The following is a 26,474-nucleotide window of genomic DNA, read 5'->3' on the forward strand; positions in this document are numbered from 1 at the left end:
ACNGAGTCACGGCCGCACTACCACGCAGAGCGTCATCGGCGGGTTGTCCGTCGGATCCGCGCGACGGGAATCCGGCCGCGGACGGACGGTTCCGAACAATGTCGTCCGGACAACCGGATCCGGAAAACCGGCCGGGTTCGGGGCGGCGATTCAGGTGGGCGACGGCGTGAACACCAGGTGCCGGTACACCGGTTGCCGCCGGACCCGAGCCTCCGCAATCACACCGGTCGGCGAGGACGTCGCCGGCACCCCCGCCGAGAGCGTGGACGACAGGGCGTTAGCCGGGATCGGCCTGGGCCGGGCGAGGGCCGGGCGAGGGCCGGGTGAGGGCTGGGTGTCAGGGGGACAGGCGCTCGACGGCCCAGCGGTCCGTGGTGGAGGCGCGGCGGTAGCGCAGCCGGTCGTGCAGCCGGTTCGTCCGTCCCTGCCAGAACTCGACGGTGTCGGGCACGAGGCGCAGCCCGCCCCAGAACGGCGGAGTGGGCACCGGGGTCCCCGCGGGCCAGCGGGCCGCGAGCTCGGCGGCGCGGGCGTCCAGGACGTCCCTGGACTCGATGATCTGCGACTGGTGACTGGCCCAGGCACCGAGCTGGGACCCGCGGGGCCGGGAGGCGAAGTAGTGCTCGGTCTCGGTCCTGCTGACGCGCTCCACCGCGCCGATGGNCACGACCTGCCGTTCCAGCGCGTACCAGGGGAAGACCAGCGAGCCGAAGGGATTCTCGGCGCTCTCCCGACCCTTGCGGGAGGTGTAGTTCGTGTAGATCACGAAGCCGCGGTGGTCGAAACCCTTGAGCAGTACCGTGCGCGCGCTCGGCCGGCCGTCCGCGGACGCGGTGGCGAAGACTGCCGCGTTGGCCTCGGGGACGCCCGCGCCCGCGGTGCTCGCGTCGGCGAACCAGCGGGCGAACTGGTCGACCCAGGTCGCCGCAAGCTGCTCCGGTTCCAACCGACCGGTGTGGTAGCTCTGCCGCTGGCCGGCCGGGTCGGGCCCGTCCGGGAAGTCTCCGCCGGCGGGAGAATCCGTCCTGGCGGGGGAGTCTGCGCTGGCGGAGAAGTCTGTGCTGGCGGAGAAGTCTGTGCTGGCGGGGGAGGCTGTGCCGGTGGGGACGGCTGTGCGGCGGGGGGAGGCGTCGGACGGCGGGAGGGAGGCCATCGGAGAATCGTGCCAGCCGCGCCCCCGCGCTCAGCCGAGCTCGCGCAGGACCGCGGCTACCCCGCGATCCCAGTTGGTGGTCAGGTCGAGGCAGGGCCGCCCGCCGAGTCGGGTGGGGGCCTCGGCGCCGGAAAGGATCACGGGCAGCATGATGATCNCGCGAGACGAGAGGTCCGCGGCGAGCGCTGGCAGAAATTCCTGCGCTATCCATGGCGCGTGAATTCCCAGGGTGGAGTGGCCCAGCACGAGAAAATCCGCGGTGGCGAGTGTGTCATTCATGAACATGGGCACGGTATCGCCGATGCGTACCTCCCAACGGTCCAGGTGCACCGCATGGCCCACCGCGTTGACCGCCCGCCCCAGCCGTTCGGCGCTGGCGATGTCCGCCGCGCGATGACTGATGAAGACGAACGCCATGATCTCCCGAGCTCCTGATCCAGTTTTTGCGCAGCGTGACCGCCGGTCAGGCGGGCCCTTTCCTCCTGCCGACCGTAGCGCGGCGAGATCGCCGCTGGTCGGCCGTCCCTGACGTCGCTTCCGGCAGGTTGCTGCAAATAGCCTCACAAACGGACAAAGTGGTTGTGAGGTATCTCATAAATTGTCAGGTGAGTGTGTCGGGGTTGGCGAAGTGTGAGGCTGCTGCGTCCGTCGGCGGGCCGGCGGGAACGGCGCGAAGCGGCGGCGCTCTGGCGCGTCCGGATGCCGCGGGGCAGGATCGGATGGAGCAGGACCGACGAGGCAGGCACGGCGGGCCGCCGGTCGAAGCAACAGATCGCCGGTCGAACCAACAGACAGAAGCGGAGATCCGGACTCGATGGCCGAGAAGACGAGCGATTTCAAGCCAGGTCTGGAGGGCGTGATCGCCTTTGAGACGGAGATCGCCGAGNCGGACAAGGAGGGCAGCGCGCTGCGCTACCGCGGGGTCGACATCGAGGACCTCGTCGGCAAGGTGGACTACGGCCACGTCTGGGGGCTGCTGGTCGATGGTGCGTTCGAGCCCGGGCTGCCGCCGGCCGAGCCGTTCCCGGTGCCGGTGCACTCCGGTGACATAAGAGTGGACGTGCAGAGCGCGCTGGCGATGCTCGCCCCCTACTGGGGCCTGGGCCAGCTCATCGACATCACCCCCGAGCAGGCCCGCGACGACCTCGCCCGCGCGTCGGTGGTGGCGCTGTCCTTCGTCGCCCAGTCCGCCCGGGGCCTGGGGCAGCCCGCGGTCCCGCAGAAGGAGGTGGACCGCGCGCGGACGATAACGGAACGGTTCATGATCCGCTGGCGTGGCGAGCCGGACCCGAAGCACGTCCAGGCCGTCGACGCCTACTGGGTGTCGGCCGCCGAGCACGGCATGAACGCCTCGACGTTCACCGCCCGGGTGGTCGCCTCGACCGGCGCCGACGCCTCGGCCGCGCTGTCCGCCGCCGTCGGCGCGCTGTCCGGGCCGCTGCACGGCGGCGCCCCCTCCCGGGTGCTCGCGATGCTCGACGAGGTCGAGCGCACCGGGGACCCGCTCGGCTACGTCCGCCGTGCCCTGGACCGCAAGGAGCGGCTGATGGGCTTCGGCCACCGGGTGTACCGCGCGGAGGACCCGCGCGCCCGGGTGCTGCGCCGCACCGCGCGCGACCTCGGCTCCGACCGCTACGAGGTGGCCGAGGCGCTGGAGGNGGCGGCGATCGAGGAGCTGACCAACCGCTTCCCCGACCGCCCGCTGCGCACGAATGTGGAGTTCTGGTCGGCCGTGGTACTGGACTTCGCACAGGTGCCCGCCCATATGTTCACGTCCATGTTCACCTGCGCCCGCACCGCGGGCTGGAGCGCCCATATCCTCGAGCAGCAGCGCACCGGCCGGNTGATCCGCCCGTCCGCCCGTTACGTCGGCCCGGACCCGCGTCCGCTCGGCGACGTCTCGCCGGGGGTGCCCCGTGGCTGACGCCGCCGCGATCGAACTGCCACCGACCCTGCGCCCGGCCGACGGCCGCTTCGGCTGCGGCCCGTCGAAGATCCGCCCGGACGCCGTCGCCGCCCTGGCCGCCAGCGGTGCGACCTACCTCGGCACCTCGCACCGGCAGAAGCCGGTCAAGGGCCTGGTCGGCCGGGTGCGCGCGGGGCTCGCGGAGCTGTTCTCGCTGCCCGCGGGCTACGAGGTCGTGCTCGGCATCGGCGGCGCCACCGCGTTCTGGGACGCCGCCGCGTTCAACCTGGTCCGTACCCGGTCGCAGCATCTCGTCTTCGGCGAGTTCGGCGGAAAGTTCGCGGACACGACAAAGGGCGCGCCGTTCCTGGCGGAGCCCTCCGTGGTGTCCTCGGCCCCGGGCACGCACCCGGACTGGGCGCCCGAGGCCGGCATCGACGTCTACGCCAGCCCGCACAACGAGACCTCCACCGGCGTCGCCCGCCCGGTGCGCCGCCCGGTCGGCGCCGACGCCGGCGCCCTGCACCTGGTCGACGCCACCTCCGGCGCGGGCGGCCTGCCGGTCGACGTGACCGAGGCCGACGTCTACTACTTCGCGCCGCAGAAGTGCTTCGCCTCCGACGGAGGCCTGTGGACGGCGCTGTTCTCGCCGGCGGCGATCGAGCGGCTCGCCGAGATCGCCGCGACCGACCGGTGGATCCCGCCGTTCCTCGACCTCACCACGGCCCGCGACAACAGTTCCAAGGACCAGACGTACAACACCCCGGCGGTGGCGACGCTGTTCCTGTTCNCCGACCAGATCGAGTGGATGCTCGCCCAGGGCGGCCTGGAGTGGTGCGTGCGCCGCACCGCCGAGTCCTCGTCGATCCTCTACACCTGGGCCGAGAAGACGGCGTACACGACGCCGTTCGTCGCCGACCCGGCGNAGCGCTCCCAGGTCGTCGTGACGATCGACTTCGACGGGGTCGACGCCGCGGCGGTGGCCAAGGTGCTGCGCGCCAACGGCGTCGTCGACGTCGAGCCGTACCGCAAGCTCGGCCGCAACCAGCTCCGTGTCGCCTGCTTCCCGGCGATCGAACCGGCCGACGTCGAGGCCCTGGTCGCCAGCATCGACTACGTGGTCGAGCGCCTGTAGCGGCGGGTCCGCAGCCGGAGACGACGACGGCCCGCGGGGAGAGACTCTCCCGCGGGCCGTCGTCGTCGGCGCGGCAGCCGACGGGGACCGGGTTCGCCGGCGGCGGCATCCGCCGTTCAGCGCAGGGGGCGCTCCGGGGCGGCCTGGGCGGCCTGGGCGGCGATCGGGTCGGCCTCGGTGTCGGCGATCGCGCCGCGGTCGTCCATCGGGACGTACGGGCGCTGGTCGTAGCCGACGTANAGCTGGCGCGGGCGGGCGATCTTCTGCTCGGGGTCGAGCAGGCCCTCCTCCCACTGGGCCAGCCAGCCGGGCATCCGGCCGATGGCGAACAGCACCGGGAACATCTCCACGGGGAAGCCCATGGCCTGGTAGATGATGCCGGTGTAGAAGTCGACGTTCGGGTAGAGCTTGCGGGCGATGAAGTACTCGTCCTCCAGCGCGATCCGCTCCAGCTCCATGGCCAGGTCCAACAGCGGGTTCGTGCCGGTGACCTTGAAGACCTCGTCGGCGACCTGGCGGATCACCCGGGCGCGCGGGTCGTAGTTCTTGTAGACCCGGTGGCCGAAGCCCATCAGCTTCTTCTTGCCGTCCTTCACCTGGGCGATGAAGGAGGGGATGTTCTCGACCGAGCCGATCTCGGCGAGCATCCGCAGCACCTGCTCGTTCGCCCCACCGTGCAGCGGGCCGTACAGCGCGGCGATCGCGGCGGCGGCCGCGGAGAACGGGTCCGCCTGCGAGCTGCCGACGGCGCGCATCGCGTTCGCCGAACAGTTCTGCTCGTGGTCGGCGTGCAGGATGAACAGCACGTCGAGGGCGTGCTCCAGGTTCGGGTCCGGCTCGTACTTGAGCTCGGTGGCCTTCCACATCATGTTGAGGAAGTTGCCGGCGTACGACAGGTCGTTGTCCGGGTAGACGTACGGGAAGCCGACCGAGTGNCGGTAGGAGTACGCCGCCAGCGTCGTGATCTTGGCGATCAGGCGGACGATCTGGAGCCGGCGCAGGCCCGGGTCGTCGATCGTCTTGGCGTCCGGGTAGAAGGTCGACAGCGCGCCGACGGTGGACACGAGCATGCCCATGGGGTGGGCGTCGTGGTGGAACCCGTCGATGAACTTCTTGATCGACTCGTGCACCAGGGTGTGGTGCGTGATCTCGTCTTCCCAGGTCGACAGCTCGTCGGTGGAGGGAAGCTCGCCCGCCAGCAACAGGTAGGCGACCTCGAGGAAGCTGCTCTTCTCGGCGAGCTCCTGGATCGGGTAGCCGCGGTAGCGCAGGATGCCGGCGTCGCCGTCGATGTAGGTGATGGNGCTGCGGCAGCTCGCGGTGTTCGTGAACGCCGGGTCGTACGCCATCAACCCGAAGTCGTCGTCGTTCGTCTTGATCGAACGCAACGCACTCGCGCGTACCGTGNCGTCCGTGACCGGGATCTCGTACGTCTTACCGGTTCGGTTGTCGGTGACGGTCAGTGTGCTGACCTGCTCGGACACGCCGGGCTCCTCTCGCGGTGGCGATGCCGCTGGTGACGGCTCTGGCCCCAGCCGGGGCGCGCATCCGGGTACGGAGCGCTCACGCCGGTTTGCTGGCTCACATGGTTCTTCCCAAGTCTGGCCGTTCGNGGCTGCACATGCGCGTGATCGGTGAGCCTCATCCCACGTGTGCTGCGCCACCCCTTGTCGGAGAACACATCCCCTGGCTGCGGTGATGGTGCGTGGCACGCTCGGTGAGCATGCGGCCATCCACCGGGCGGGCGGCCTGCACCTACCCGAACGGGGAGAGGTCACTCCGGTGCCCGGAGCCACTCGTCGAGCGGGTTCCCGGTGTGATACCGAAAGATGCGCCGGCGGGGGTTCCCGTGACGGCACCCGGCTCGCCCGCCTCGGCGGCGTTGCGCAGCCAGGTGAGCACGGCGAGCACCCGACGGTTGTCGTCCGCGGACGCCGGCATCCCGAGCTTGCTGAAGACCCCGGCGATGTGGTTCTCCACGGTCTTGGGCGCCAGATGCAGGCGGGCACCGATGCCCTGGTTGGACCGTCCCTCGGCCATGTGCGCGAGCACCGTGCGCTCCCGCGGGGTGAGCCGGGCCAGCTCGTCGGCGCGCCGTCGGTGGGCCAGCAGGCCCGCGACGATCTCCTCGTCGAGCACGAGGCGTCCGTCGATCACCCGCCGCAGCGCGTCCTGTAGCGCCCCGACGTCGTCGACCCGGTCCTTGAGCAGGTAGCCGAGACCGCCGCTGCCGTCGCCGAGCAGACGCAGCGCGTAGGGCGTCTCGGCGTAGGTCGACAGGACGAGTACGGCGATCGCGCGGTGCTGGGCGCGGATCCGCTCGGCCGCGACCAGACCCTCGTCGGTGTACGTGGGCGGCATCCGGATGTCCAGGATCACCGCGTCCGGCCGGCTGCGCCCGAGCCCGCGGATGAGGTCCTCGGCGGTGGCGGCCTGCGCCACGACCTCGGCGCCCGCGGCGGTCAGCAGCATCGCCAGCCCCTCGCGGAACAGGGTCGAGTCGTCCGCGATCGCTACCCGCACAGGTCCGTTCTCCTCTGCTCGATGCTGGCCGGGACGATGCTGGCCGGGACGGTCAGCATGGGATACTCGCCGTCAGCCGGGTCCCGCCGCCCGACGGGCTGACGATCACCAGGGCGCCGTCGAGTGCCCGGACGCGGTCGATGAGGCCGGCCAGCCCCCCACCCTCGACCGCGGTGGCGCCGCCCTTGCCGTCGTCGGTGACGTCGATGCGGACGACGTCGCCGTCGTGGCGCACCGCGACCCGGGCCCGGCTGGCCCCGGCGTGCTTGACCGTGTTCGTGAGCGCCTCGCAGATCGTGTAGTAGGCGCCCGCCTCGAGGACCGCCTCGAACCGCGCCGCGGGGATGTCCAACTCGACCTCCACCGGCAGCGCGGCCGTGACGACCTCCAGAGCCGGCAGCAGCCCACCCTGGCTGAGCACGGCCGGATGAATCCCCCGCGCGAGGCTGCGCAGGTCCGCGAGGGCGTGGCGCAGGTCCTCCCGGGCGGCCTCGATGGCGGAGATCGTATCGGGATCGGTGGCCTTCGTCCGGGCGAGACCCAGTCTGGTGGCCAGCGCCAGCAGCCGCTGCTGGGCGCCGTCGTGCAGGTCGCGCTCCAGCCGGCGCCGCTCGTGCAGGCCGGCCTCGACCAGCCGGGCCCGGGAGGCGCGTACGGCGTCGAGCTGCGCGGCCACCGTGGCGTGCAACTGGGCGTTCTCCAGGGCCATGGCGCTCGCGCGCACGGCCGCCTCGACCAGGTCGCGGTTGCGCCGCATGGCCGGTGCGGCGGTGATCACCGCCAGCGGCGCCCCGGCCGCGGTCCGCACCGCCATGACCAGCTCCGGCGCGCCGGACGGCGGCGGGGGCCGGACCGCCCCGTCGGCGTCGACGTGGTGGTCCTCCCCGGGTAGCCACAGGTGGATCTCGGCGGATCCGTCGTGCAGTGCCGCCTGCAGCGCCGCACGGACCGCCCGCACGTCCGGCGGGGTGGGCAGCGTCGCGAGGAGCTGCGCGATGCGGGCCCGGACGAACACCCGGCGCAGCACCGCCGCAGCGAACGCCAGGGGGATCGCCAGCAGGGTGAGGGAGATGACGACGAACTCGGGCCCGATGTCGCCGTCGCTCGGGTTGTAGACGAAGAAGTTCACCGTCGCCGCGAGGACGAACGCCAACAGCAACGCGAGCGCCACCGGCCGGAAGACCCGCCGGTCCAGCTCGGAGTACCGCCGCAGCCGCCCGCGGACGACGAGCAGGAAGGCGACGGCGAGCACGAGGGTCACGCTGTCGAGGATCCAGACCACGGTGTCGAACGCTCCGTGGCCGATCGGCTTGCCGTACCACCACAGGTCGGGGTGCCCGGAGTAGCCGAACCATTCCGGTCGGCCGATACCGATCAGCCCGAGGTTTGCCAGTGGAATGACGAGCACCGCGCTGCCCAGCAGCACCCGTTCACCGTTGTTCTGCAGCCGCCCGGCCGGGTAACGCAGCACGCCCCACCCGAGGCAGACCCAGAAATGGGTGTAGGCGAACGTCGACACGAGGGCGGAGGGGCCCGCATCCCAGCTCGACGTCCACGACAGTGGCCACAGCAGCCCGCCCAGGACCAGCGCCGCGGTGACGCTGCCCAGCGACTCCTCGCCGTTGAGCATGGCGGCGGTGAGCACGAACGCGAGCGCCACGACGACGTTGAGGGTCGCGAAGAGCGGGCTGTGCCCGAAGACGGGCCACTGGCACGCAATCGCACCAGCGGTGGTGGCGGAGCCGCCGATTGCCAGACACCACGGGCGGTGGCGGGCGGCGCACGCGGACAGTCGACCGGGCAGACGCGGATGCNGCACGTCAGGCGACGTTATGTAGCCAGGATCTCACCCGGCAAGCGTCGCACACGCCGATTGTCGGATTGCGGGTTACCCCCCACTTCCCGCCAGGAGATCCCCCGGCGAACTGTGGAGCTCTCCCCGAAGTCAGCGAGTGCGCGGCGGTGGAACCTGGGTGGCACGGGATCGGTGTCGTCGGTGGTCGCATCCGTACGCAGGACATCGCGCCGTGCGGGGGGTCGGCTGCCGCCGGGGGGCGGCCGACCCCTTTTCGTCCTCTTGGCGATGCATCCCCCGAAATCACCCTTTCTCCGGTCCCCNGGACGAGTACCGTCAGAAGATGGAGACCGAGACGGCGAGCGACGCCGAACTCGCGTCCGCGCTGCGGCTGTCGGTGATGCGTCTTTCCCGACGAATGCGCCAGGAGCGGTCGAGTCAACTCACCCCCACGCAGACGTCCGCGCTGGCGTCGCTGGAGCGCCACGGCCCGATGACGCTCGGGGAGATCGCGGCGCACGAGCGCGTCCAGCCGCCGTCGATGACGCGGGTCATCGCGCATCTCGCGGTCGCCGGGCTGGTCGAGCGCCGCCCGCACCCCACCGATGGGCGGCAGGTGATCGCCGAGGTCACCGCGAAGGGGCGGACGTTGCTCAGCGACGATCGTCGGCGCCGGGACGAGTGGCTGACCGACCGGCTCGCCGCGCTGTCGGCCGAGGAGATCGCCGCCCTGACCCGGGCGGCGCCGATCCTGGACGCCCTCGCCGGCTCGTAGTACTGCGACGGCACTGCCGCCTCACAGCTCGACCCAGCCGCCTCGCTGGTGGGAGGTGCCGGCGGCGGCGATGAGCCGGTTCGCGGTGAGCAGGTCGTGGAAGGTGGCGCCCCGCACCAGCCGCGCGTCGTCGAGTTCGGTGGCCCGCACGACGTCGTAGGTGGCCTCCATCAGTCCGGGTCGGGCGGTCGGCGGGGTGGGCATCAGCAGGTCGCGCACGCCGGCGTCGTCCTGGCGGCGGACGCGGCGGCCTTGGACGACGATGCGGCCGGCGTCCCCACACACTGTGATGGTGGCGGTGTCCAGGTTGCCGCCCATCCGCTCGTTGATCAGCACGGTGGCGCCGCTGGCGGAGAGCAGGGCCAGCGTCACGGGCGCATCGGGGGTCAGCGTGGCGGCGGGCATCGCGGCGGGATCGGCGCAGACCGCCAGGATCTCCCCGCACCAGCGCATCGCGAGATCGATGATCTCGACCCGGCCGGCCGGGCCGGTCGGCGCGCCGACCACGGTCATCTGGGTGAGCCGACCCAGCGACGGGACCGTGGCCGCGACGTGGATCGCCGCCGGCCAGGCCCGCCCGTCCAGGGCCACCACGTGGGCGAGATCGGCCTCCTCGGCCAGGTCGGCGACGGCACGCAGTGTCTCCGCCTCGGCGGTGGCGGGGCCGGCGAGCAGCACGTGCAGGCCGATCTCGGCCGCCCGCCGGGCGACGATGTCCGAGCCGGGCGGCGGGGTCTCCACGCAGACCGCCTCGATGTCGTCCGAGAGCAGGGCGAGCAGGTCGGCGTAGGCGCGGGGAACCCCCGCCTCGGCCGCCCAGGCCAGCGACTCCAGCGGCTCCGGGGCGAGCAGGCCGACGACCGCGACCCCGGCGTCGCGCAGGACCTCGGCCGTCGTGCTGTCGGAGCCATCGGTGACCAGCGCCATTGCGAGCGGCAGGTCGGGCTGGCGGCGGCGGACGAGCCGCCGCAGTTCCCGCCAGCTCGCGGACAGTGCCGGATCACGCGGTGGCACCAGCTCGGGGAGCGTCGTCACGGCTCTGATAGTGCCGTTGCATGAGGGCGCAGGATAGGGCGCTTCATGCCGCCGTCCCTTGCGGGGCGGCACTCCCGGTCTGACCGGCGCGAGCCGTGCCGGGTTCCCGTTTCGCAGCCACCTGCCCACCGGAGTGGGTCTTACGGTCGGCTCCACGGGCGTTTTGTGTCTCCGACGTACTGGCGGCGACAAGGATACGCAGGTTGATCGCGGCGTTCAGGTCACGGTCGAGGACCAGCCTGCAGGACTGGCAGTGGAAGGTGCGGTTGGCCAGGGTCAGGCTTGGGTTTCGCCAGCCGCAGCCGGAGCAGGTCTTCGAGCTTGGGTACCAGCGGTCCGCGACGTGCAGTGCCGATCCGTACCAGCCGGTCTTGTAGGCAAGCTGGCGGCGGATCTCTGCGAAGCCGGCGGTGGCGACGGCTTTCGCGAGGCGCCGGTTGCGGACCATTCCGGTGACGTTGAGGTCTTCCACGACCACAACGTCGTGGGTCTTCGCCAGCCGGGTCGCGATCTTGTGGAGTCCGTCGCGCCGCTGGTTGGCGATCCGGCCGTGGACACGAGCCAGTTCGGCGGCGCACTGGCGGCGGCCAGCGCTGCCGGGCTTCGACCGGGCGTAGGCCCGGGACGCCCGGCGCAGTTTCCGCTCGGCGCGCTGGTAGTGCTTCGGGTTGGGAACCATCTCGCCAGTGGACAGGACAGCGAGGTGTCGCACGCCCAGGTCGACCCCGACTGTCCCGCCCGCCCGCTGCCGGCGCGATGGCTCGGCGGGAACGTCCCGGTCGGCCTCGGCGGTGAACGACACGAACCAGCGGCCTGCCGTGCGGGACACGGTCGCGCCGAGCAGCCGGGCCCGGCCATCGGCCAGACGGCCGGTGAGCGCGCCCATCGGCTCGTGGACCTTCACCCGGCCGATCCGGGGCAGCTTCACGTACAGGTCGCTCGCCGGGCCGTAGGCGCCGGTGGTGTAGCGGAACGAGTCGCGGGCCTTCCCGCGTTTCTTGAACCGGGGGAAGCCGACCCGCCGGCCCTTGCGTTGTCCCTTGCGGGAGTCGGTGAAGTTCTTCAACGCGCGGGCAAGCTGGTCCAGGCCGGCGGAGAACGCCTCCTTCGAGCACTCGTCCCACCACGGCGCGATCTCCCGCTTGGCCGCGTTCCACGCGAGGCGCAGCGCGGGAAGCGTCCACGGCACCGGAGTCAGCCCGCCGCCGGTAACGCCGTAGGTCTCCTCGGCGGCGCGCTGCGACAGTGCCGCCTTCACCCGCGCCAGACCCCAGTTGAACGTGAACCGGGCCGCTCCGGCATGCCTGCGCAGGCCGGCCAGCTGGGCGTCGTTCGGGTCGAGGGCGAACCGGTACGCCTGGAGCGTCTTCACGGGCGGTCCTCGGTGGCGGCGGCGACCGCGCGGGCGGCCCGGTTCGCCGCCGCCCCCCGGCCGTACAGCCGGGCGCACATCGACGTCAGGATCTCCGTGATGTCACGGACCAGGTCGTCGTCGACCTCAGCCGGGTCGACCACCAGCAGCCGCCGGCCCGACGCCTCCAATGCGGCCTGAACGTCTTCTGCGCCGAACCGGGCGAACCGGCCGCGGTGTTCGACGACGATCGTCGTCACGTCCGGGTCGCGCAACAGTGCGAGGAACTTCCGCCGATGCCCGTCAAGCGCGGACCCGACCTCGGTGACGACCCTGCCGACCGCCAAGTTCTGGCTGGCAGTCCAGGCGACGATCCGGGCGACCTGCCGGTCAAGGTTCGGCATCTGGTTGGCGGACGAGACCCGGGCATACACCGCCACCGTCCCCGACGGGACCGGTCGCGCGGGCTGATCGACGAGGATCAACCCACCCACCCGACGCGCGGGGACCGGGAGCTTGCCGTCAAGGAACCACTGACGGGCAGTGGAGTACCCGACCCCGTTCGCAGCCGCCCATTCCTTCAGGTTCACACCACCACTATACGGCGCTCACTGGCGTTACCTGGCGCTAAACCGACGGCAGTTCCACCCCCCGGGCCGCCCGCGGTGGTCGGTGATGGCCCCGATTGTCGCGCAGAGCGGACAGCGCGCCGTCGTGTCCATCAGGGTTGACACACCTGCCTGTGTCAACGTGGGTTGACGGCCATGAACATGACCNCCACGAAGCTCGCCGGGGCGTCCTGCGACGACGACCCGCGGGTGGGTCTCGCCGCCGTCGCCTCGTTGCGAGCCCTGTTGGGATCACTTGAGGAGCTCCAGGTCGCCAGCGCCCGGCACAAGGGCTGGTCCTGGCAGGAGATCGCCGACGTGCTCGGCGTGAGCCGGCAGGCCGCGCACAAGAAGTACGGGCGCCGGTTCGGAAAGGGGAGGTAGGCGGTGTTCGAGCGTGCCCGCCCGGGAGCGCGAAGCTGACCGCGCGGCTGTTCGTGGCGGCCGTGCCGCCGGCCGCGGTGACCGACGCGTTGTGCACCGCGGTGCACCGGGCCCGGGCAGCCGCCCCCGATCTGCGCTGGTCGGCGCCCGACCGGTGGCACGTCACCCTCGCCTTCCTCGGCCAGGTGCCGGACGAGCGGCGCGGCGACCTGGACGCCCGGCTCGCGCGGGTGGCGCGGCGGCACGGCCCGATCGCCGTCGAGACCGTCGGCGGCGGTCACTTCGGTGACCGGGTGCTGTGGACGGCGGTGCGGCCCCGGTCCGTGACGGCACAGCCTGGGCGCACGGCGGCACAGCCTGGGCCGACGGCGGCACAGCCTGGGCGCACGGCGGCACTGTCTGGGGCCGCAGCGGCACGGCCTGGGGCCGCGGCGGCGCCGGCCGGGGCGCTTGGGGCGCTCGCGGCCGGCGTGCGGCGGGCGGCCGAGCGGGCCGGCGCCGCCGCCGGGGCGGACGACCGGCCGCTGCGAGCGCACCTGACGCTCGCCCGGGTGCCCGACCGCGGCCACCGCGGCCACCGCGGGCTCGGCCCGCTCGTCGAGCTGCTGCGGGCCGACGTGGAACCGCTGCCGTGGACCGTCGACCGGCTGGTCCTGATGCGCAGCGTCGACGGCGGCCCGGGCGCCGCCCCGGTCTACCGGCAGGAGGCGTCCTGGCCGCTCACCGGCCGGTGACGGCCGCCCTCAGGACGCCACGGCCGGGTCGATGATCGGGCGGTAGCGGTAACCCACCCGGCGGACCGTCTCGATCCGGTACCGGTGCTCGGGGCCGAGCTTGCGCCGCAGCCGGGTCACGAGGACGTCGACCGTGCGCACGTCCGGGGACGTGGCGTCGTCNGCCTGGTGCCCCCACACCGATGACAGCAGCGCCTGCCGGCTGTGCNCCTGCCCGGGGTGGTGAACGAAGAAGTCCAGCACCTCGAACTCGAGGTAGGTCAACTGCAGCGCCCGGCCGTCCACGGTCGCGAGCCAGGCGGTCCGGTCGATCCAGACCCCCGAGCGGGGCGGGGTCTGGGTGGTCGGGCGGTGGTCGGGCCGGGCCGGTGCCGTGGTCGCCCGCGTGTGAGCCGGGGCGGGCGCGGGCTGGCGGGGGAGGGTCGCCGCCGTCCCGACGGGCGTGCGCGGCGGCGTGGTCACCAGGCGCGGCCGGTACGGGAGGGTGGTCGTCTGCGGGGGCATCGCTGGCCTTTCGGTCAGTGGTTCTCCCGGTCGCCGGGAGCTGTGGGCGCGGGGCCGGGTGGGTTTGTGGAGCCGGGTGGGCCTTGGAACCTGGAGTCTTGGCAGGCTTTGGAGCCTTGGCGGGGCCTTGGCGTCGGGCGGTCCCTGGCCTGGGCGGGAATCCTGAGCGGGCGGTGGCGGCGGGGCTGGTCCCGGTCCCGGTTTCGGCGGGCGCGGGCCAGGGGCCGGACAGCGCTCGGGCACCGCGACGATGGGGCGGCCGAGCTGGTGTGGACCGGGGCGCGACGTCGACGGTGTCGGCCGTCTTCGCCGGTGGCGTGGAGGGACGTGGTGGCCACCGCGACGACGGGGTGCGCCTGATCGACTACGGGCCCGTGGCGATGACGGCGGGCCTCGGCAGGCCGGGGCCGGACCTCACTGGGCCGGGAATCCGGAGCCCGTGCGGCGGCTCCGGCCGGCCCGCAGGCGCGGGCGCCGGTGGTGCGGCTGGCGGCCGCCCGTCAGACAGCCGGACAGGCAGCCGAGGCGACGCGGAGCAGATCGATATGGCTCCGGGTGACCAGGATCAGCCGCTTCAACACAAGAGCAACGGAAGCACACTGCTCCGGTCGCCGCCAAGAGAATAAAAGTGTGACTTGCTTCACATGGCGCTATGAGATGTACCGAACGGGCGGCAGCGGGGGCCTGGGACTCCAGGTCCGCGCGGTCGATCGGCGGGTGGGNCAGGGGNTCCGGACGGACGGATCGTGTCCTTATTTATCCGATTAGGGAGGTTTCGTTCGGAAGCTCGCGAGTCGCGCGGATGGTCGAGCAAAGTCGATTTTTCCGGTGGGGAAGCCGGAATATACTGGCGGATCGTTCGGCATCCGCTGCTCGGGGACGCGAAGCAGCCGAGAACAGGAGATCTCATGGCGCTGCCTGATTTCCTCGTGATCGGTGCGCCGGACGCGGGCATGGAGATCCTCCTCGCCGACCTGCGCCGCTGCCCGGCCGTCTTCCTGCCCGCCACCGCTCTCACCCCGCCTACCACTTTCCCGCCGATCACCACTTTCCCGCCGATCACCGCTCTCGGTCCGCCTCTCGCTCTCGGTCCGCCCGGCGATCCGGACTCCGGTGCCGCGTCAGGTGCCGGGGAAACGGCACAAGGCGGCGCAGGGGTGTGGGGGCTGGATGCGGCGCGTCGCCGGGCGCGGTTCGAGGCCCTGGTCGACCCGGCGCCCGCGGGCGTCCTGCGCGGCGTGAGTGCCCCGTACCACCTGGCGGACTTCACGGCGCTGCGGCACCTGCACGAGATGCTGCCCTACGTGCGGCTCATCGCCCTGCTGCGGGATCCGGCAGCGCGGGCCCACGCGCACTGGCTGCGGATGCGTGCGTCCGGCCTGGAGCCCATCGCCGACTTCGAGGGCGCCCTGGCGGCGGAGTCGGCGCGGGCCTGCACCCCCTCGTCCTGGCCGTGGCGGTATCTGGCCCTGGGCCGGTACGGCGCCCAGGTGCAGCGCCTGTACACCCTCTTCCCGCGTCAGCAGGTGCTCCTCGTGCCCTACCCCGAGCTGAGCGCGGATCCGGCGATCGCGCTGGGTCGTGTCCACCGCTTCCTCGGTCTCGGCCGCCACCGCGGCCCCGCCGGTGTCGATCGCGCGGGCCCTCCCGCCGAGGTCCTGGTCGAGCGGTGCGGCGACCCGGTCGGCGCGCGGTGCGCCGATCCGGCGGTGGTGGCCGCGGCGCGGCGGCTCGATCCGGCTGTGGCCGCGCGGCTGCGCGCCGGTTTCGGCGCCGATCTCGACCTGCTCGACCAGGTGACGGGACGGCGCTGGGCGCTCGGTCCGACCCCGGACTGAATCCCCGCACGGACCTGTCCGCGGCCGAGGCGGCTCGACGCCCAGCGCCGCCGCCGGGTCAGCGGGATCCCTGGGTGAGGGCGACCGAATCGGGCACCCGGACAGCCTCGGGCACGGTGAGGGGGATGATGCCCTGGATCTGCCCGATGACGTAGTGGGCCGGCATCATCGCCCCCTCCTGCCAGCCGGGCAGCGGGGAGCTCTGATCACCCAGCACGTAGAAACGCCCGTTGCTCGCGGGCTGGAGGAGCTGCTTGTAGGCCCGCCGCCGAGAAGTAGTCGTTGCTCGGATACCAGAGCTGGGTGATCGGATGATTCGTCCAGCCGATCCCGCCGTAGATCTGGTCGGCGTCGCCCTCCCAGAAACGCTCCTCGGCCTGCCAGCCGACCTTGCAGGTGCTCGCGAACTCGACAGCCCTGATCGCCGCATCGAACTCGGCGGAGAAGTTTGTCGAGATTCCCCGCAGTACCGGCAGCGGGATACTGCTCACGCAGTAGTCCGCGACCAGCGTCCGCGGTAGGCCGTCGCGCCGGTAGTCGACGGCCGCCTTACCCTCATCGAGCAGCCGAATCGTGGTGACCTCGGAGTTCAGCTCGACGACCTCGCCNAATTCACTGCCAAGTTCCCGCTCGAAGGCGGTTACGATGCGATCCATGCCGCCGACTGGCTGGAACATCGTGGCCTGCCAAAGATAATCCACCGGCTGGTAGAAGCTGTGCCGCCAGAATCCCGACTCCAGCAGCTCCCCGGCCCCGGCGTCCCGTTGCTCGAGCGTCCCGGCGAGCATGGCCGCGAGGCGCCCGCGGGTGTCGTTGGCGACCTGCCGGTTGCGCCACCGGACGCCCCGGCCGTCGGCGAGGTGAACGACGTTCGCCGTCGTCTTCGTCATGTACGGCTCGAGGTCGACGCCGAACGCGCGGCAGTAGTCGAGCACCCGGCGGTGGTGGTAGGGGATGCGGCCGGGGCCCAGGTCGAGGTAGAGCCCGTCGTCGAAGGAGCACCGGTGGGTGGTGACCGGCTCGCCGGTCGGGCCGAGCTCGCGGAGCACGTCGCCGCCGCGGGCGGTGCGGTTACGACCGCCCGCGCGGTCCGACGCCTCCAGCACGGTGCACCGGTAGCCCAGCCGGCCGAGCTCGTACGCCGCGGTCGGCGTCGCGCATGGTGACCCACCTGCCCTCGTCGTCGTCTGGTGACTGGTACTCGTCTGGTGCCTGGTGGTCGTCCGTGGTCGTGACCGGGGCCGCCCCATCCGCCGACCGGAGCCGGCCGGCGGACGGGACCTGGCGTCACCCGGTGAAATTGAGATCGATGACCTGGTAGAAGCCCTTGGCGGTGTCGGCGACCTCCCAGACGCTGAGCAGGACGTGGTAGCCCTGCCGCTGCGGCAGCACGATCGTGTGCCGGGTCGGGTTCTCCGGCAGGAGGTCGTCGGCCGACCAGTAGGGCTGCCCGCTGTTCTGGACCTGATGGATGGGGTCCGGCTCGAACTGGGCTCGGCTCAGTGGGGCGTTCGGATCCCAGCCCTCCCGGGTCAGGAAGTAGTTCCACCGCCGCGTCTTGTGCGGGGCGTGGAAACTCCAGGTGATGGTGAGCCGCTGGCCGGCGGCGACGGAGTGCTTCTGCCAGTCCGAGCCCGGCTTGTCCAGTTCGGCGGCAAAATCCTGGCCGGCACTGGCAATCTTTCCGTCGGTGGGCNGGGCATCGTTCCGGACATCGTCCGGCGCGGACGGATCGGCCAGCCCGGCCTGCGTCTCCGGGAAGAACTTCCCTGATTCCAGGCCTGCGGACTGCCATTCGGCGAGGTATATGTGCGCGCGGGAGGCCGGCTCGGAGACCGTACCGTGCCGCGGCGCTACTTTGCTCTGAGTCATGGTGTAACGGTAGCGTCGGACCTCTTGGTTTGCATTCCCTAAAAACGGGAAGCCGATGGCTTCCGCAATGATTTTCCGAAACTCGCCCGAGTCGTTTATGGAGTTTTCCGCGGAAAGCCCCGGACCGGGATCGTGTGCCGCGTTCCGGTCGAGTGGGGGCGTCCCGGCGATCCCGGCCCGCGGGCGGCGGGTACCGTCTGGCGGGATGAGTGCGTCAGCGAACAGCGACCCCGCCGGGGGCGTCGCCGGCGGGTCGGCCTCGACCGACCCGCCGGCGCTCCAGCCGCTGCCCTACGACGGCGTCGTCTCCGTCGCCGTCGGCACGGTGCTGTGGGCCGTCGCCGCGCTGGTCATGCTGGTGTTCCTGGACGACCTGCGCGACGACGGCCACCTGTGGTGGCTGGCCACCGCGATCTGTGGCTTCGGGCTCGGGCTCGCCGGGCTGTGGATCGTGATCCGTCGCCGCAACCGGCTGCGGGGCCGGCAGGGGTAGCCGGCTCTCGCCGGCTCACGTCTCGTCGAGATCGTCCTCCGCCGCGCGGAAGGCCGCGCCCGCCGGGTCGCGCAGCTCCGCGGCGAGCGCGTGCCGCCGGTCCCACTGCCCGCCCCGCCAGGCCAGCGCCCGGGCCAGCGCGTCCGGGCCGGCGTCGGCATCGACGTGCACCTCACCGCCGATCCCGCCGAGCACCCGCCACGGCACCCGCGTCGGCCGTCCGGTCAGGTCCTCGACCAGCAGCGGGCGGTGCACGCGGTACGGGGTGCCGTCCGGCGCCCGCCGCGGCTCGCCCTCCGGGCCGTCCGGGCCGTCCGGGGCCCACTCGGTGGTGGCGGCCCCGGCCCCGCCCGCCGCGATCTCGCAGGGCGCGATCTCCGCGGCCAGCGGCACCCCGAGGACGTGGGCGACCTCGGCGGCGCGGTCCAGCGGCAGCCGCAGCGCGCCCCGACCGGTTCCCAGCAGGTCCAGCAGGTCGGGCGCGTCCACGACGACGGCCTGCCCGCTCGGCACGACCCCCTCGGGTGTCCGTACGGTCAGCGGCGGGTCGAACCGCTCGCCGCCCGCGGATCGGTCCGGTGCCGCGAGCACCCGGGCCACGGCGTCGACCGCGGCGATGTAGAGCGTCCGCGCCGCCGGCCAGGGGACGTCCCGGTCGGCGTCGCCCAGCCGGTCGAGCAGGTCCATGACCGCACCGAGGTCGCCGAGGACGTCGTCGAGGGTGAGCCGGGCGCCGAGGTGGCGCAGGAACTCGTCATCGACGCCGGCCAGCGGGGCAGCGGGGGCGAACAGGCCGGCGAGCAGCGGATCGGCGGCGGGAAGCAGCAGCTCGCGCGGCGGCAGCACCCGGTCGGTGCCCGCCACGGGCAGCACCGCGTGCCGCGCCAGCCACCACCGGGTGTACGACGGTTCCGGGGCGAACACGGCCTCGCGCAGCGGCGGGCGGGCCAGCTCGGCGAGCGCCTCTGGCCAGGCCGCCGGGTCGACGAGTTCGAGGTCGCGCACCGCGACGAACACCCCGATCATGGCCGGCGCGGGCGGCCCGCCGGCCGGCGGGAGGCGCAGGTTCGCCGAGCCTCCCGGCGCGCCGCCATGATCGTCCGCTGTGACGTCGTCGACCCAGATGTCGCTGTCGTCGAGATCGAGCAGGATCTGCTCGTCGGCGTCGAGCGGCAGGTCATAGGTGCGTAGCACGCCGAAGGAGTGCAGCACGCCGACCCGCTCCAGCACCTGCGCGGGCCATGCCCGGGCGACCTCGGGCGAAAGGGTCGAGAACGGAGCGTCCTGCGCCAGCACCCGGTCCAGCGGGCCCCCCTCGACGAGCAGCTCCCCGGCGGGGGTGAACTCGCCGTCGGCGGCCGGTAGCAGCAGGTCCTCCAGCCAGCCGAGCTCCGCCGGGTGCTCCTCGCCCGCGTCGCGGACCAGGGCGAGCACGGCTGCGGCCAGCGCCAGCAGGTCGTCGGGATGGTCGTCCGGCTCGGCGTCGAGCACCGCCTCGCGCACCGCCGGATCGCGCAGCACCCCGGCCGGCGTGCCCTCCAGGGCGCCCAGGGTGCGCAGCGCGTCCCGAGCGCCGCCGGCGCAGGCGTCGGGATGGACCACCCGCAGCGGCAGCCCCGAGCGCACCAGGGCGACGATGTCCAGATCAGCGGTGGGCAGCAGGGTGCCGCGCGGGCCGGTGACCATGCGGGTCCGCAGGCCGCCATCGTCGGTCGGCCCCGCTGCCGCGGGGGCGGTGAGCGCGTCGGCCGCGTCGGACCCGTCCGCGCCGATCTCGGCGAGCGGCACCGGCAGCGCCCCCAGGGCGTCCCGGTCCGGCGCTGCGACCAGCAGGGGGTAGAGCCGTCCCCACCAGTCCGGCGGGCGGGAGACTCCGGACAGCAGCTCGACCAGCGCGGCGCTGTCCACCCGCCGGACGCCGAGCAGGTCCAGCGCGGTGCGCCACCGCCGGGCGGCGTACGTCGCCGGGAGCAGGCCTGCCACCAGCTCCGCCCCGCCCGCACCCGGATCTGTGCCCGCACCCGGCGGACCGCCCGTGGCGATCGGATCGGCCGGGCTGGCGATGTCGGGCGGGCTGGCGATGTCGGCCGGGTTGGCGGGATAGATCTGGCCGGCGGGGTCGGCCGGGGGGCCGGGGGCACGCAGCAGCTCGGTCACGGCGTCGGTGGCGGGGCCGAGGTCGGCCACGGAGCAGTCCCGGCCGCGCAGGGCGCCAGGGAACAGCGCCGAGTCGGGGAGTAGCCGTAGCAGGGACTCGCGCAGCCGCCCGTCGACCGCGCCGAGGGGGAGCCCCGTCGGGATCAGGGTCAGGGCGGCCAGCGGATCGGGCGGCTGCCCGACCGGTGCGGCCTGCGCGCCGGGGCCGCCGCCGGCCTGCGCCTGGTCGCCCGGCTCCAGCCCGGTGCCCAGGTATTCGGCCAGGAGGACGGCGGCCGCTGCCAGCTCGTCGGTGAGCCGATCACGCAACGGGCCGCCGACGGTGTGCCGTCGGGATGGATCCAGCGGCAGCTCGACGCTGGCCAGGACCGGCAGCGAGAGCGGCTCGTCGGTGGGCTGCGGCGCCCGCAGCACCCGGGCCACGCCGTCCGGCCACCCGCCGTCGCGGACCATCACCCGGGCGGTGAAACCGGTCCGTCCCCGCTCCTCGACCGGGCGGTCGGCGAGCAGGGCGGCGGGGATCACGCCGCTGCGCGCGATCCCGCGCCACCGCTCGCCGTTCAGGTCGGCTATCTCGACGCGTTCGATGACCGGATCGCCGGCCGGCCCGGCGCTGCCCGCCGGTGCCGCATCCCACCCGCCGTCCCACCCGCCGTCCCACCCGCCGTCCCGGCCGCCGCGCAGCCAGTGACAGGTGACGGTCCGCACGGCGCCGTCCACGTCGACAACGATCTCGCCCGGGCCGCCGAGCACCAGCGGCAGGGTGGGATCGAGCCCGGCCAGCAGCTCCCGCGCGAGCGCCACCGCGGCGCCGTCGCGCAGTGGGAGCCGGACGACGGTGTCGTAGCCCTCGGGCGGCGGTCCGGCAGTGATCGTGAACGGCAGCCGCAGGATCGGCACGGCGCCCTCGCGCCGGGCGAGCTCCTCGCTCAGGCGCACCGCCTGAGTGCTGCCGACGCCGCCGGGAACGTCGAGGGATGAGCCGGGATTCGTTGCGTCGCGATTCGTTACGTCGCCACCGATTACGTCACCACCGTTCGGTGCGGTGGCCGGCGTGGCGAGGGCCGTCACCGCCTCGATCACCCGGGTCCTCGACCAGGCCACGCCGGTCGCCAGCGGGTCCGGGCCGCCGCGGGAGACGATTGCGGGCTCGTCCGTCACCGCGAGGACCGCGGCGAAGCCGGCACCGAACCGGCCCACGGAGGCACTGTCACGTTTGGTCGAGGCCCGGAGGGTCGACAGCGCCTCGACACCGGCGGCCGACAGCGCCGCCCCGGTGTTGGCGATCTCCAGCAGGCCGCCGGGCCCGGCCTCCGGCGCGGTGGCGTCGGTGCTCAGCCGGAGGAGCACCCGTGCCGGCACGCCGGCCTCGCCCGCGGCGTCGACCGCGTTCTGCAGCAGCTCCACCACGAGACGGTCGTGGTAGGCGCCGAGGGCGGCGTCCTCCTCCGCGTTGGCGTCCTCCCGGAAGCGGGCCGGCGAGGCGACCCAGGCGTCCAGCACCCGCCGCCGGATCGCCGCGGTCCCGTACACGTCTGCCGCAGCATGTGCGGCGGTCACTGACACCCGCCCATCCTCGTCTTCCCGCGCCGCCCACGGCGGGAGCGGGTTGGCCCGGATCGCGCGCGGCGCAGTGGCCGGGCTGTCACCGCTCGGGCTGGCACCGCTCGGGCTGGCCTCGCTCAGGCTGGCCTCGCTCGGGCCGGCGCCGACCGGGCAGGATGGGGCGATGCCCTCCCGCACCCGCCGCCGGGACGCCTCGGCGGCGCTGCCCGAGCTCGCCGCGGCCGTCGTGCCCCAGTGGGAGCGTGTCGCCGGCGCCGTGGCCGATCTGCCGGACGGCGCGTTCGCCGCGCCGAGCGTGTTACCCGGTTGGACGGTCGGAGAGCTGGTTCTGCACGTCGGCCGGTCCGCGACCGCGCTGTCGCTGGCCCTCGCCCCGTTCGCCGCGGACGGGCCGGCCACGGCGCCCGCAACCGCGCCGCGGCTGGTCTCGGCGGTCGACTATCTCAGCGGCACCGGGGCACAGGCGGAGGCCATCGCGGACACCGCCCGGGCCCTGGCGGCGCAGACCGGACCGGCCGGGACGCGCGCGGGGCTGGCGGGCGAGGTATCGGCGGCAGCGGCCGCGCTGGCGCGGGTCACCGACGGCGACCCGGTGGTCGCGACTCCGGGTGGCCCGATGCTGCTGACCGAGTTCCTGCGCACCCGGGCGGTGGAGGCGGTGGTGCACGGGCTCGACCTCGGCGTCGAGCCGCTGCGGCCGGCGTTGAAGGTGGTGACGAGGCTGTTCGCCGAGTTGTTCGTCCACCGGGTGCCCGGGCACACGGTGGAGCTGCGCGTGCCCCCCTTCGCCGCCGTCCAGGTGGTCGAGGGGCCCCGGCACACCCGCGGCACCCCGCCGAACGTCGTCGAGGCCGGGCCGGTCGCGTTCGTCCTGCTCTGCGCGGGGCGGCTGGCGTGGGGCGACGCCGTGGCCGACGGGCGGATCTCCGCCAGCGGCGAGCGGGCCGATCTGAGCGGTTACCTGCCGCTGTTGTGACGGAGGGGTGGGCTGCGGGGGAGGCTGCGGGGCAAAGGGCCGGCACGCGAGGCAAGGGCCGATGTGCGTCGTCGCTGCTAGCGTGGAGAGAGGTAGCTGCCGGTCGAGGCGGTGGCCGGAACCGGTCCGCCACGTCTCGTCACGAGTGAGGACGGGCCGGCGTGGACGCGGTCCCGCGCGTAACCCTCCGCATTTCTCCGGTGTCCCTGACCAGTCGAGGAGTCCTGGTGCCAGACGTCGCCGCCCGCATTGGCGCCATCCCCACAGCGGGGTCCGAGCTATCCGATGATCCCGGCCCCCGGGATGCCTGCGGTGTCTTCGGCGTCTGGGCGCCCGGTGAGGACGTGGCGAACCTGGCCTACTACGGGTTGTACGCCCTGCAGCACCGCGGCCAGGAGGCGGCCGGCATCGCGGTCGGCGACGGCCGGACGGTCGTGGTGTTCAAGGAGCTCGGGCTCGTCGCCCAGGTCTTCGACGAGATCACCCTGTCCAGCCTGAGCGGCCACGTCGCGGTGGGGCACACCCGGTACTCGACGACCGGCTCCTCCACCTGGGAGAACGCCCAGCCGTCCTACCGCACGGCCAGCTTCGGCGGCCCGATCGCGCTCGGCCACAACGGCAACCTCACCAACATCGTCGAACTTGCGCGGGGGCTCGGTGCCGGGCGGGATCGGCTGCGCGCGACCACCGACTCCGACCTCATCACCGCGATGCTCGCCGACCATCCCGGGCCCACCCTCGCCGACGCGGCGATGGCCGTGCTGCCCCGGCTCGCCGGCGCCTTCTCGCTGGTCTTCTCGGACGCCTCGACCCTCTACGCGGCCCGCGACCCGCACGGCATCCATCCCCTCGTCCTTGGCCGGCTCGACGACCACCCGGACGGGGCGTGGATCGTCGCCAGCGAGACGGCCGCGCTCGACATCGTCGGCGCGACCTTCGTCCGCGAGGTCCAGCCCGGCGAGATGATCGTCATCGACGCCGCCGGCGTGCGGTCGCGCACCTTCGCCCAGGCCGATCCGCACGGCTGCCTGTTCGAGTACGTCTACCTCGCCCGCCCGGACACGGCGATCGCCGGCCGTTCGGTGCACGCCACCCGGGTCGACGTGGGCCGCCAGCTCGCCCGCGAGGCGCCCGTCGAGGCGGATCTCGTCATCCCGGTGCCGCAGTCCGGCGTGCCTGCCGCCGTCGGCTACGCGGAGCAGTCCGGCATCCCGTTCGGGGAGGGGCTGGTCAAGAACTCCTACGTGGGCCGCACCTTCATCCAGCCGTCGCAGACGATCCGCCAGCGCGGGATCCGGCTCAAGCTGAACCCGCTGCGCGACGTCATCGAGGGCCGCCGCCTGGTCGTCGTGGACGACTCGATCGTGCGCGGGAACACGCAGCGGGCGCTGGTCCGGATGCTGCGCGAGGCCGGCGCCGCCGAGGTCCACATCCGGATCTCCTCACCCCCGGTGCGCTGGCCCTGCTTCTACGGCATCGACTTCGCCACCCGCGACGAACTCATCGCCAGCGACGCCGGCGTCGAGGAGATCCGTGCCTCGCTCGGCGCGGACTCACTGGCCTACGTCTCGCTGGAGGGCCTGGTCGCCGCGTCCCACCAGCCGGCCGAGTCCCTCTGCCGAGCCTGCTTCGACGGCGTCTACCCGGTGCCGCTGACCGAGTCCGACAAGCTCGGCAAGCACCGCCTGGAGCCGATGGCCGGCGCGCAGACGACCGCAGACATGATCGCCGAGGCGATGCGCCGGGAGGTGACGCTCGGCATGAACGGGGGCGATCCGTCCCCGGACGGCCACGATGACGTCGACCTGGCCGATGACGTCGGCCTGGCCGACGGCGCTGGCCTGGCCGACGGCGCTGATCCCGTGTCCCGCGCGGTCGACGGGCCGCCGACCCGAGGGGAGAACGGTCGGGCGCCCGTGCCCGGCCTGGACCCGCCGTCGGCGGCGGAGCGCCGCGGCGCGCACCGGCCCGAGCCGGCCGGGGCGAGGCCGGCATGAACGGCGCCGAGCGGATCACGGCCGAGCCGGCCACCCCGGCGACGACGAACGCCCCGGCAGCGTCGGGCGTTCCGGCAGCGTCGGGCGTTCCGACGTCGGCGGGCACTTCGACGCCCGCGGGCGCCTCGTACCGGGCCGCGGGGGTCGACGTGGCCGCGGGGGACCGGGCCGTCGAGCTGATGCGCGGGCACGTCTCGCGGGCGACGCGGCCCGAGGTGGTCGGCTCGCTGGGCGGGTTCGCCGGCCTGTTCGCCCTGGACACGACGCGCTACCGGCGGCCGCTGCTCGCCTCGTCCACGGACGGTGTGGGCACCAAGATCGCCCTCGCTCGCGCTCTCGACACGCACGACACGGTCGGCATCGACCTGGTCGCCATGGTGGTCGACGATCTTGTCGTCTGCGGCGCCGAGCCGCTGTTCCTGCTCGACTACATCGCCTGCGGCGCCCTGGTGCCCGCGCGGATCGCCGAGATCGTCTCGGGAATCGCGGCCGGGTGCGAGCAGGCCGGCGCGGCGCTGGTCGGCGGCGAGACCGCGGAGCATCCCGGGCTCATGGGTAGCGACGACTACGACCTGGCCGCGACGGGGGTCGGGGTCGTGGAGGCCGACGGCGTGCTCGGGCCGGAGCGGGTCCGGCCCGGGGACGTGGTGGTCGCGATGGCATCATCCGGCATCCACTCCAACGGCTTTTCGCTCGTACGGCACATCTTGTTCGGTCCTGTCGATTCTGGCCAGCCCGGTGGCGTCTCCGAAACCGCTGCGGCGGGTCTGAGGNCATACGTCCCCTCCCTGGGGGACACACTCGGCCGGTCCCTGCTTACCCCGACCCGCATCTACGCGAGGGACTGTCTGGCCCTGGCCGCAGCGGTGGAGGTGCACGCCTTCGCCCACATCACCGGCGGCGGCCTCGCCGCGAACATCGCCCGGGTGATTCCCGCCGGCCTGGTGGCGACCCTCGACCGCGCGTCCTGGGCGGTCCCGGCGATCTTCGGCCTGCTCGCCGAGCGCGGCGCGGTGGACCAGACGGACATGGAGAGCACCTTCAACCAGGGCATCGGCATGGTCGCGATACTGCCGGCCGACGTCGTCCCCGAGGCGCTCGCGTTGCTCGCGGAGCGAGAGGTGCCCTCGTGGATCGTCGGCGAGATCGGTGCCGTGGCCGACGAGACCTATCCCGGCGGTGAGCCCGGCGAGGGCAGGGCGGCCAGGGTGCGGGAGACGGCGGAGGCCGGCGAGCCGGGGGCGGACGCCACGCCCCGGGCCCGGCTGGTTGGCCGGCACCCGGCCTGAGCCGCTCGCGGCCGGGCGTCGCCCGGCCTGAGCCGGTCGGCGGAGGCGGGCCGGTGCCCGGCCCGGGGCGCGCCCCCCGCCGGAGCGAGTGGCCGGCGGGTGTCCGCCGGCCAGGGCTGCCCGCGCGTGTCGCTGCGGGCGAGGCGCGCGGGCAGCGCGGACTGCCGGAGCACCACCTCGGCGCCACTGGTCTGCGAGGCCATCGGGCCGCGGCGCGGCCGGTCTACAGCCATCGGTCTGCGCGGGATACGCCCGCCCAGGCGAGGACGGGCCGCGGGCCGACGACTGCGTGCCCAACGCGGGGCGCGCCACGACGACGGGGCGCATGCGAGGGCGACGCTGCACTTATCGGCCGCGTCCCAAGGATGGGCACGGCAGTCAGC

General features: G+C 73.4%; 22 protein-coding genes and 15 pseudogenes. 14 read left to right on the forward strand and 23 right to left on the reverse strand.

The window, feature by feature from the left end; translation table 11 throughout:
- Positions 1-337 precede the first annotated feature (337 nt).
- The 4 genes and pseudogenes from FF86_RS49580 to FF86_RS15685 all read right to left on the reverse strand — a co-directional run.
- The coding region (locus FF86_RS49580; protein ID WP_242418839.1) for a pyridoxal 5'-phosphate synthase at positions 338-663 on the reverse strand (326 nt) is incomplete at its 5' end.
- A 1-nt stretch (position 664) separates the two neighbouring features.
- Positions 665-1,153: pseudogene (locus tag FF86_RS49585) on the reverse strand (pyridoxal 5'-phosphate synthase); the annotation flags it as partial.
- A 30-nt stretch (positions 1,154-1,183) separates the two neighbouring features.
- Positions 1,184-1,310 (reverse strand): annotated as a pseudogene (locus FF86_RS49590) (toll/interleukin-1 receptor domain-containing protein); the annotation flags it as partial.
- A gap of 1 nt (position 1,311) precedes the next feature.
- Positions 1,312-1,570, reverse strand: a pseudogene (locus FF86_RS15685) (toll/interleukin-1 receptor domain-containing protein); the annotation flags it as partial.
- Between the two features lie 470 nt (positions 1,571-2,040).
- Here FF86_RS15685 and FF86_RS15690 point away from each other — a divergent pair.
- The 5 genes and pseudogenes from FF86_RS15690 to FF86_RS49605 form a co-directional block, all read left to right on the forward strand.
- A pseudogene (locus FF86_RS15690) lies at positions 2,041-2,811 on the forward strand (citrate synthase 2); the annotation flags it as partial.
- A 1-nt stretch (position 2,812) separates the two neighbouring features.
- A pseudogene (locus tag FF86_RS49595) lies at positions 2,813-2,996 on the forward strand (citrate/2-methylcitrate synthase); the annotation flags it as partial.
- A 73-nt stretch (positions 2,997-3,069) separates the two neighbouring features.
- A partial coding sequence (locus FF86_RS15695; RefSeq protein WP_242418840.1) for an aminotransferase class V-fold PLP-dependent enzyme occupies positions 3,070-3,849 on the forward strand: 780 nt, incomplete at its 3' end.
- 1 nt (position 3,850) lies between these two features.
- Positions 3,851-3,984: pseudogene (locus tag FF86_RS49600) on the forward strand (phosphoserine transaminase); the annotation flags it as partial.
- Position 3,985: 1 nt separating this feature from the next.
- Positions 3,986-4,194: pseudogene (locus tag FF86_RS49605) on the forward strand (phosphoserine transaminase); the annotation flags it as partial.
- Positions 4,195-4,310: 116 nt separating this feature from the next.
- Here the strand turns inward: FF86_RS49605 and FF86_RS62505 are convergent.
- From FF86_RS62505 to FF86_RS64145, 7 genes and pseudogenes are all read right to left on the reverse strand, one after another.
- Positions 4,311-4,433, reverse strand: a 123-nt coding sequence (locus FF86_RS62505) for a hypothetical protein (protein WP_255355813.1), incomplete at its 5' end; no start/stop codon positions are given.
- Position 4,434: 1 nt separating this feature from the next.
- Positions 4,435-5,129, reverse strand: a pseudogene (locus FF86_RS49610) (citrate/2-methylcitrate synthase); the annotation flags it as partial.
- A 1-nt stretch (position 5,130) separates the two neighbouring features.
- Positions 5,131-5,497: pseudogene (locus FF86_RS49615) on the reverse strand (citrate/2-methylcitrate synthase); the annotation flags it as partial.
- A 1-nt stretch (position 5,498) separates the two neighbouring features.
- A pseudogene (locus FF86_RS49620) lies at positions 5,499-5,601 on the reverse strand (hypothetical protein); the annotation flags it as partial.
- A gap of 1 nt (position 5,602) precedes the next feature.
- Positions 5,603-5,729: pseudogene (locus tag FF86_RS66585) on the reverse strand (hypothetical protein); the annotation flags it as partial.
- A 220-nt stretch (positions 5,730-5,949) separates the two neighbouring features.
- Entirely contained in the window at positions 5,950-6,717 is a 768-nt protein-coding gene (locus tag FF86_RS15705) for a response regulator transcription factor (RefSeq protein WP_044885460.1), read from the reverse strand.
- A 52-nt stretch (positions 6,718-6,769) separates the two neighbouring features.
- The gene (locus FF86_RS64145; RefSeq protein ID WP_313954342.1) at positions 6,770-8,347 is read right to left on the reverse strand and encodes a histidine kinase; all 1,578 of its coding nucleotides are present in this window, start codon (positions 8,345-8,347) and stop codon (positions 6,770-6,772) included.
- A 508-nt stretch (positions 8,348-8,855) separates the two neighbouring features.
- On the opposite strand from FF86_RS64145, the gene FF86_RS15715 reads away from it, so the two are divergent.
- Complete coding sequence (locus tag FF86_RS15715) at positions 8,856-9,287, forward strand: MarR family winged helix-turn-helix transcriptional regulator (RefSeq protein WP_044885462.1); 432 nt, start codon at positions 8,856-8,858, stop codon at positions 9,285-9,287.
- A 21-nt stretch (positions 9,288-9,308) separates the two neighbouring features.
- Here FF86_RS15715 and FF86_RS15720 read toward each other — a convergent pair whose 3' ends face one another.
- Genes FF86_RS15720 through FF86_RS15730 form a run of 3 tightly spaced genes read right to left on the reverse strand, consistent with a single transcriptional unit; the run spans position 9,309 to position 12,263 of the window.
- A complete protein-coding gene (locus tag FF86_RS15720; protein ID WP_044885463.1) occupies positions 9,309-10,322 on the reverse strand; it encodes a Gfo/Idh/MocA family oxidoreductase in 1,014 nt (337 codons plus the stop codon).
- Between the two features lie 43 nt (positions 10,323-10,365).
- Positions 10,366-11,694, reverse strand: coding sequence for an IS607 family element RNA-guided endonuclease TnpB (tnpB, locus tag FF86_RS15725; protein WP_044885497.1), 1,329 nt, complete (start codon positions 11,692-11,694; stop codon positions 10,366-10,368).
- Positions 11,691-12,263: an IS607 family transposase gene (locus FF86_RS15730; protein WP_044885464.1), complete on the reverse strand. Its 573-nt coding sequence runs from the start codon at positions 12,261-12,263 to the stop codon at positions 11,691-11,693. The genes tnpB and FF86_RS15730 overlap by 4 nt, the downstream gene beginning before the upstream one ends.
- Before the next feature lie 228 nt (positions 12,264-12,491).
- Here FF86_RS15730 and FF86_RS49630 point away from each other — a divergent pair, with 228 nt between their 5' ends.
- A complete protein-coding gene (locus tag FF86_RS49630) occupies positions 12,492-12,665 on the forward strand; it encodes a helix-turn-helix domain-containing protein (RefSeq protein WP_396229904.1) in 174 nt (57 codons plus the stop codon).
- Between the two features lie 53 nt (positions 12,666-12,718).
- Positions 12,719-13,399 (forward strand): 2'-5' RNA ligase family protein, encoded by a 681-nt coding sequence (locus FF86_RS15740; protein ID WP_044885465.1) that lies wholly within the window; start codon positions 12,719-12,721, stop codon positions 13,397-13,399.
- Between the two features lie 9 nt (positions 13,400-13,408).
- On the opposite strand, the gene FF86_RS49635 is transcribed toward FF86_RS15740, so the two are convergent.
- From FF86_RS49635 to FF86_RS66590, 3 genes and pseudogenes are all read right to left on the reverse strand, one after another.
- A partial coding sequence (locus FF86_RS49635) for a helix-turn-helix domain-containing protein (RefSeq protein ID WP_242418851.1) occupies positions 13,409-13,561 on the reverse strand: 153 nt, incomplete at its 5' end.
- Position 13,562: 1 nt separating this feature from the next.
- A pseudogene (locus FF86_RS49640) lies at positions 13,563-13,607 on the reverse strand (hypothetical protein); the annotation flags it as partial.
- A 796-nt stretch (positions 13,608-14,403) separates the two neighbouring features.
- Positions 14,404-14,547 (reverse strand): putative leader peptide, encoded by a 144-nt coding sequence (locus tag FF86_RS66590; RefSeq protein ID WP_372666233.1) that lies wholly within the window; start codon positions 14,545-14,547, stop codon positions 14,404-14,406.
- Positions 14,548-14,811: 264 nt separating this feature from the next.
- On the opposite strand from FF86_RS66590, the gene FF86_RS15750 reads away from it, so the two are divergent.
- Entirely contained in the window at positions 14,812-15,741 is a 930-nt protein-coding gene (locus FF86_RS15750; RefSeq protein WP_044885467.1) for a sulfotransferase, read from the forward strand.
- Positions 15,742-15,799: 58 nt separating this feature from the next.
- Here FF86_RS15750 and FF86_RS49645 read toward each other — a convergent pair whose 3' ends face one another.
- The 5 genes and pseudogenes from FF86_RS49645 to FF86_RS49660 form a co-directional block, all read right to left on the reverse strand.
- The gene (locus FF86_RS49645) at positions 15,800-15,958 is read right to left on the reverse strand and encodes a hypothetical protein (RefSeq protein WP_242418841.1); all 159 of its coding nucleotides are present in this window, start codon (positions 15,956-15,958) and stop codon (positions 15,800-15,802) included.
- Positions 15,948-16,349: FAD-dependent oxidoreductase (locus FF86_RS49650; RefSeq protein WP_242418842.1), on the reverse strand; the 402-nt coding region annotated here is incomplete at its 5' end. The genes FF86_RS49645 and FF86_RS49650, both read right to left, overlap by 11 nt.
- A 1-nt stretch (position 16,350) precedes the next feature.
- Positions 16,351-16,991, reverse strand: a pseudogene (locus tag FF86_RS49655) (flavin monoamine oxidase family protein); the annotation flags it as partial.
- A gap of 37 nt (positions 16,992-17,028) precedes the next feature.
- A partial coding sequence (locus tag FF86_RS15760; RefSeq protein ID WP_242418843.1) for a lytic polysaccharide monooxygenase auxiliary activity family 9 protein occupies positions 17,029-17,437 on the reverse strand: 409 nt, incomplete at its 5' end.
- Between the two features lies 1 nt (position 17,438).
- A pseudogene (locus FF86_RS49660) lies at positions 17,439-17,613 on the reverse strand (chitin-binding protein); the annotation flags it as partial.
- 205 nt (positions 17,614-17,818) lie between these two features.
- On the opposite strand from FF86_RS49660, the gene FF86_RS15765 reads away from it, so the two are divergent.
- Positions 17,819-18,106, forward strand: a complete 288-nt coding sequence (locus FF86_RS15765) for a DUF2530 domain-containing protein (protein ID WP_044885469.1) — start codon at positions 17,819-17,821, stop codon at positions 18,104-18,106.
- A 15-nt stretch (positions 18,107-18,121) separates the two neighbouring features.
- Here FF86_RS15765 and FF86_RS15770 read toward each other — a convergent pair whose 3' ends face one another.
- Positions 18,122-21,829 (reverse strand): sacsin N-terminal ATP-binding-like domain-containing protein, encoded by a 3,708-nt coding sequence (locus tag FF86_RS15770; RefSeq protein WP_044885470.1) that lies wholly within the window; start codon positions 21,827-21,829, stop codon positions 18,122-18,124.
- Between the two features lie 163 nt (positions 21,830-21,992).
- Between FF86_RS15770 and FF86_RS15775 the strand changes: the two genes are divergently transcribed.
- The 4 genes and pseudogenes from FF86_RS15775 to FF86_RS49670 form a co-directional block, all read left to right on the forward strand.
- Positions 21,993-22,805 carry a sterol carrier family protein gene (locus tag FF86_RS15775; protein WP_044885499.1) on the forward strand — a complete coding sequence of 271 codons (813 nt, stop codon included), beginning with the start codon at positions 21,993-21,995 and terminating at the stop codon, positions 22,803-22,805.
- Between the two features lie 227 nt (positions 22,806-23,032).
- On the forward strand, positions 23,033-24,802 hold the full coding sequence (gene purF / locus FF86_RS15780; protein WP_044885471.1) for an amidophosphoribosyltransferase: 1,770 nt from the start codon (positions 23,033-23,035) through the stop codon (positions 24,800-24,802).
- A partial coding sequence (gene purM, locus FF86_RS49665) for a phosphoribosylformylglycinamidine cyclo-ligase (protein WP_242418844.1) occupies positions 24,799-25,575 on the forward strand: 777 nt, incomplete at its 3' end. The genes purF and purM, both read left to right, overlap by 4 nt.
- 1 nt (position 25,576) lies before the next feature.
- Positions 25,577-26,091 (forward strand): annotated as a pseudogene (locus tag FF86_RS49670) (AIR synthase-related protein); the annotation flags it as partial.
- Positions 26,092-26,474 lie beyond the last annotated feature (383 nt).

Source organism: Frankia sp. CpI1-P (assembly GCF_001421075.1).
Classification (GTDB): domain Bacteria; phylum Actinomycetota; class Actinomycetes; order Frankiales; family Frankiaceae; genus Frankia; species Frankia torreyi.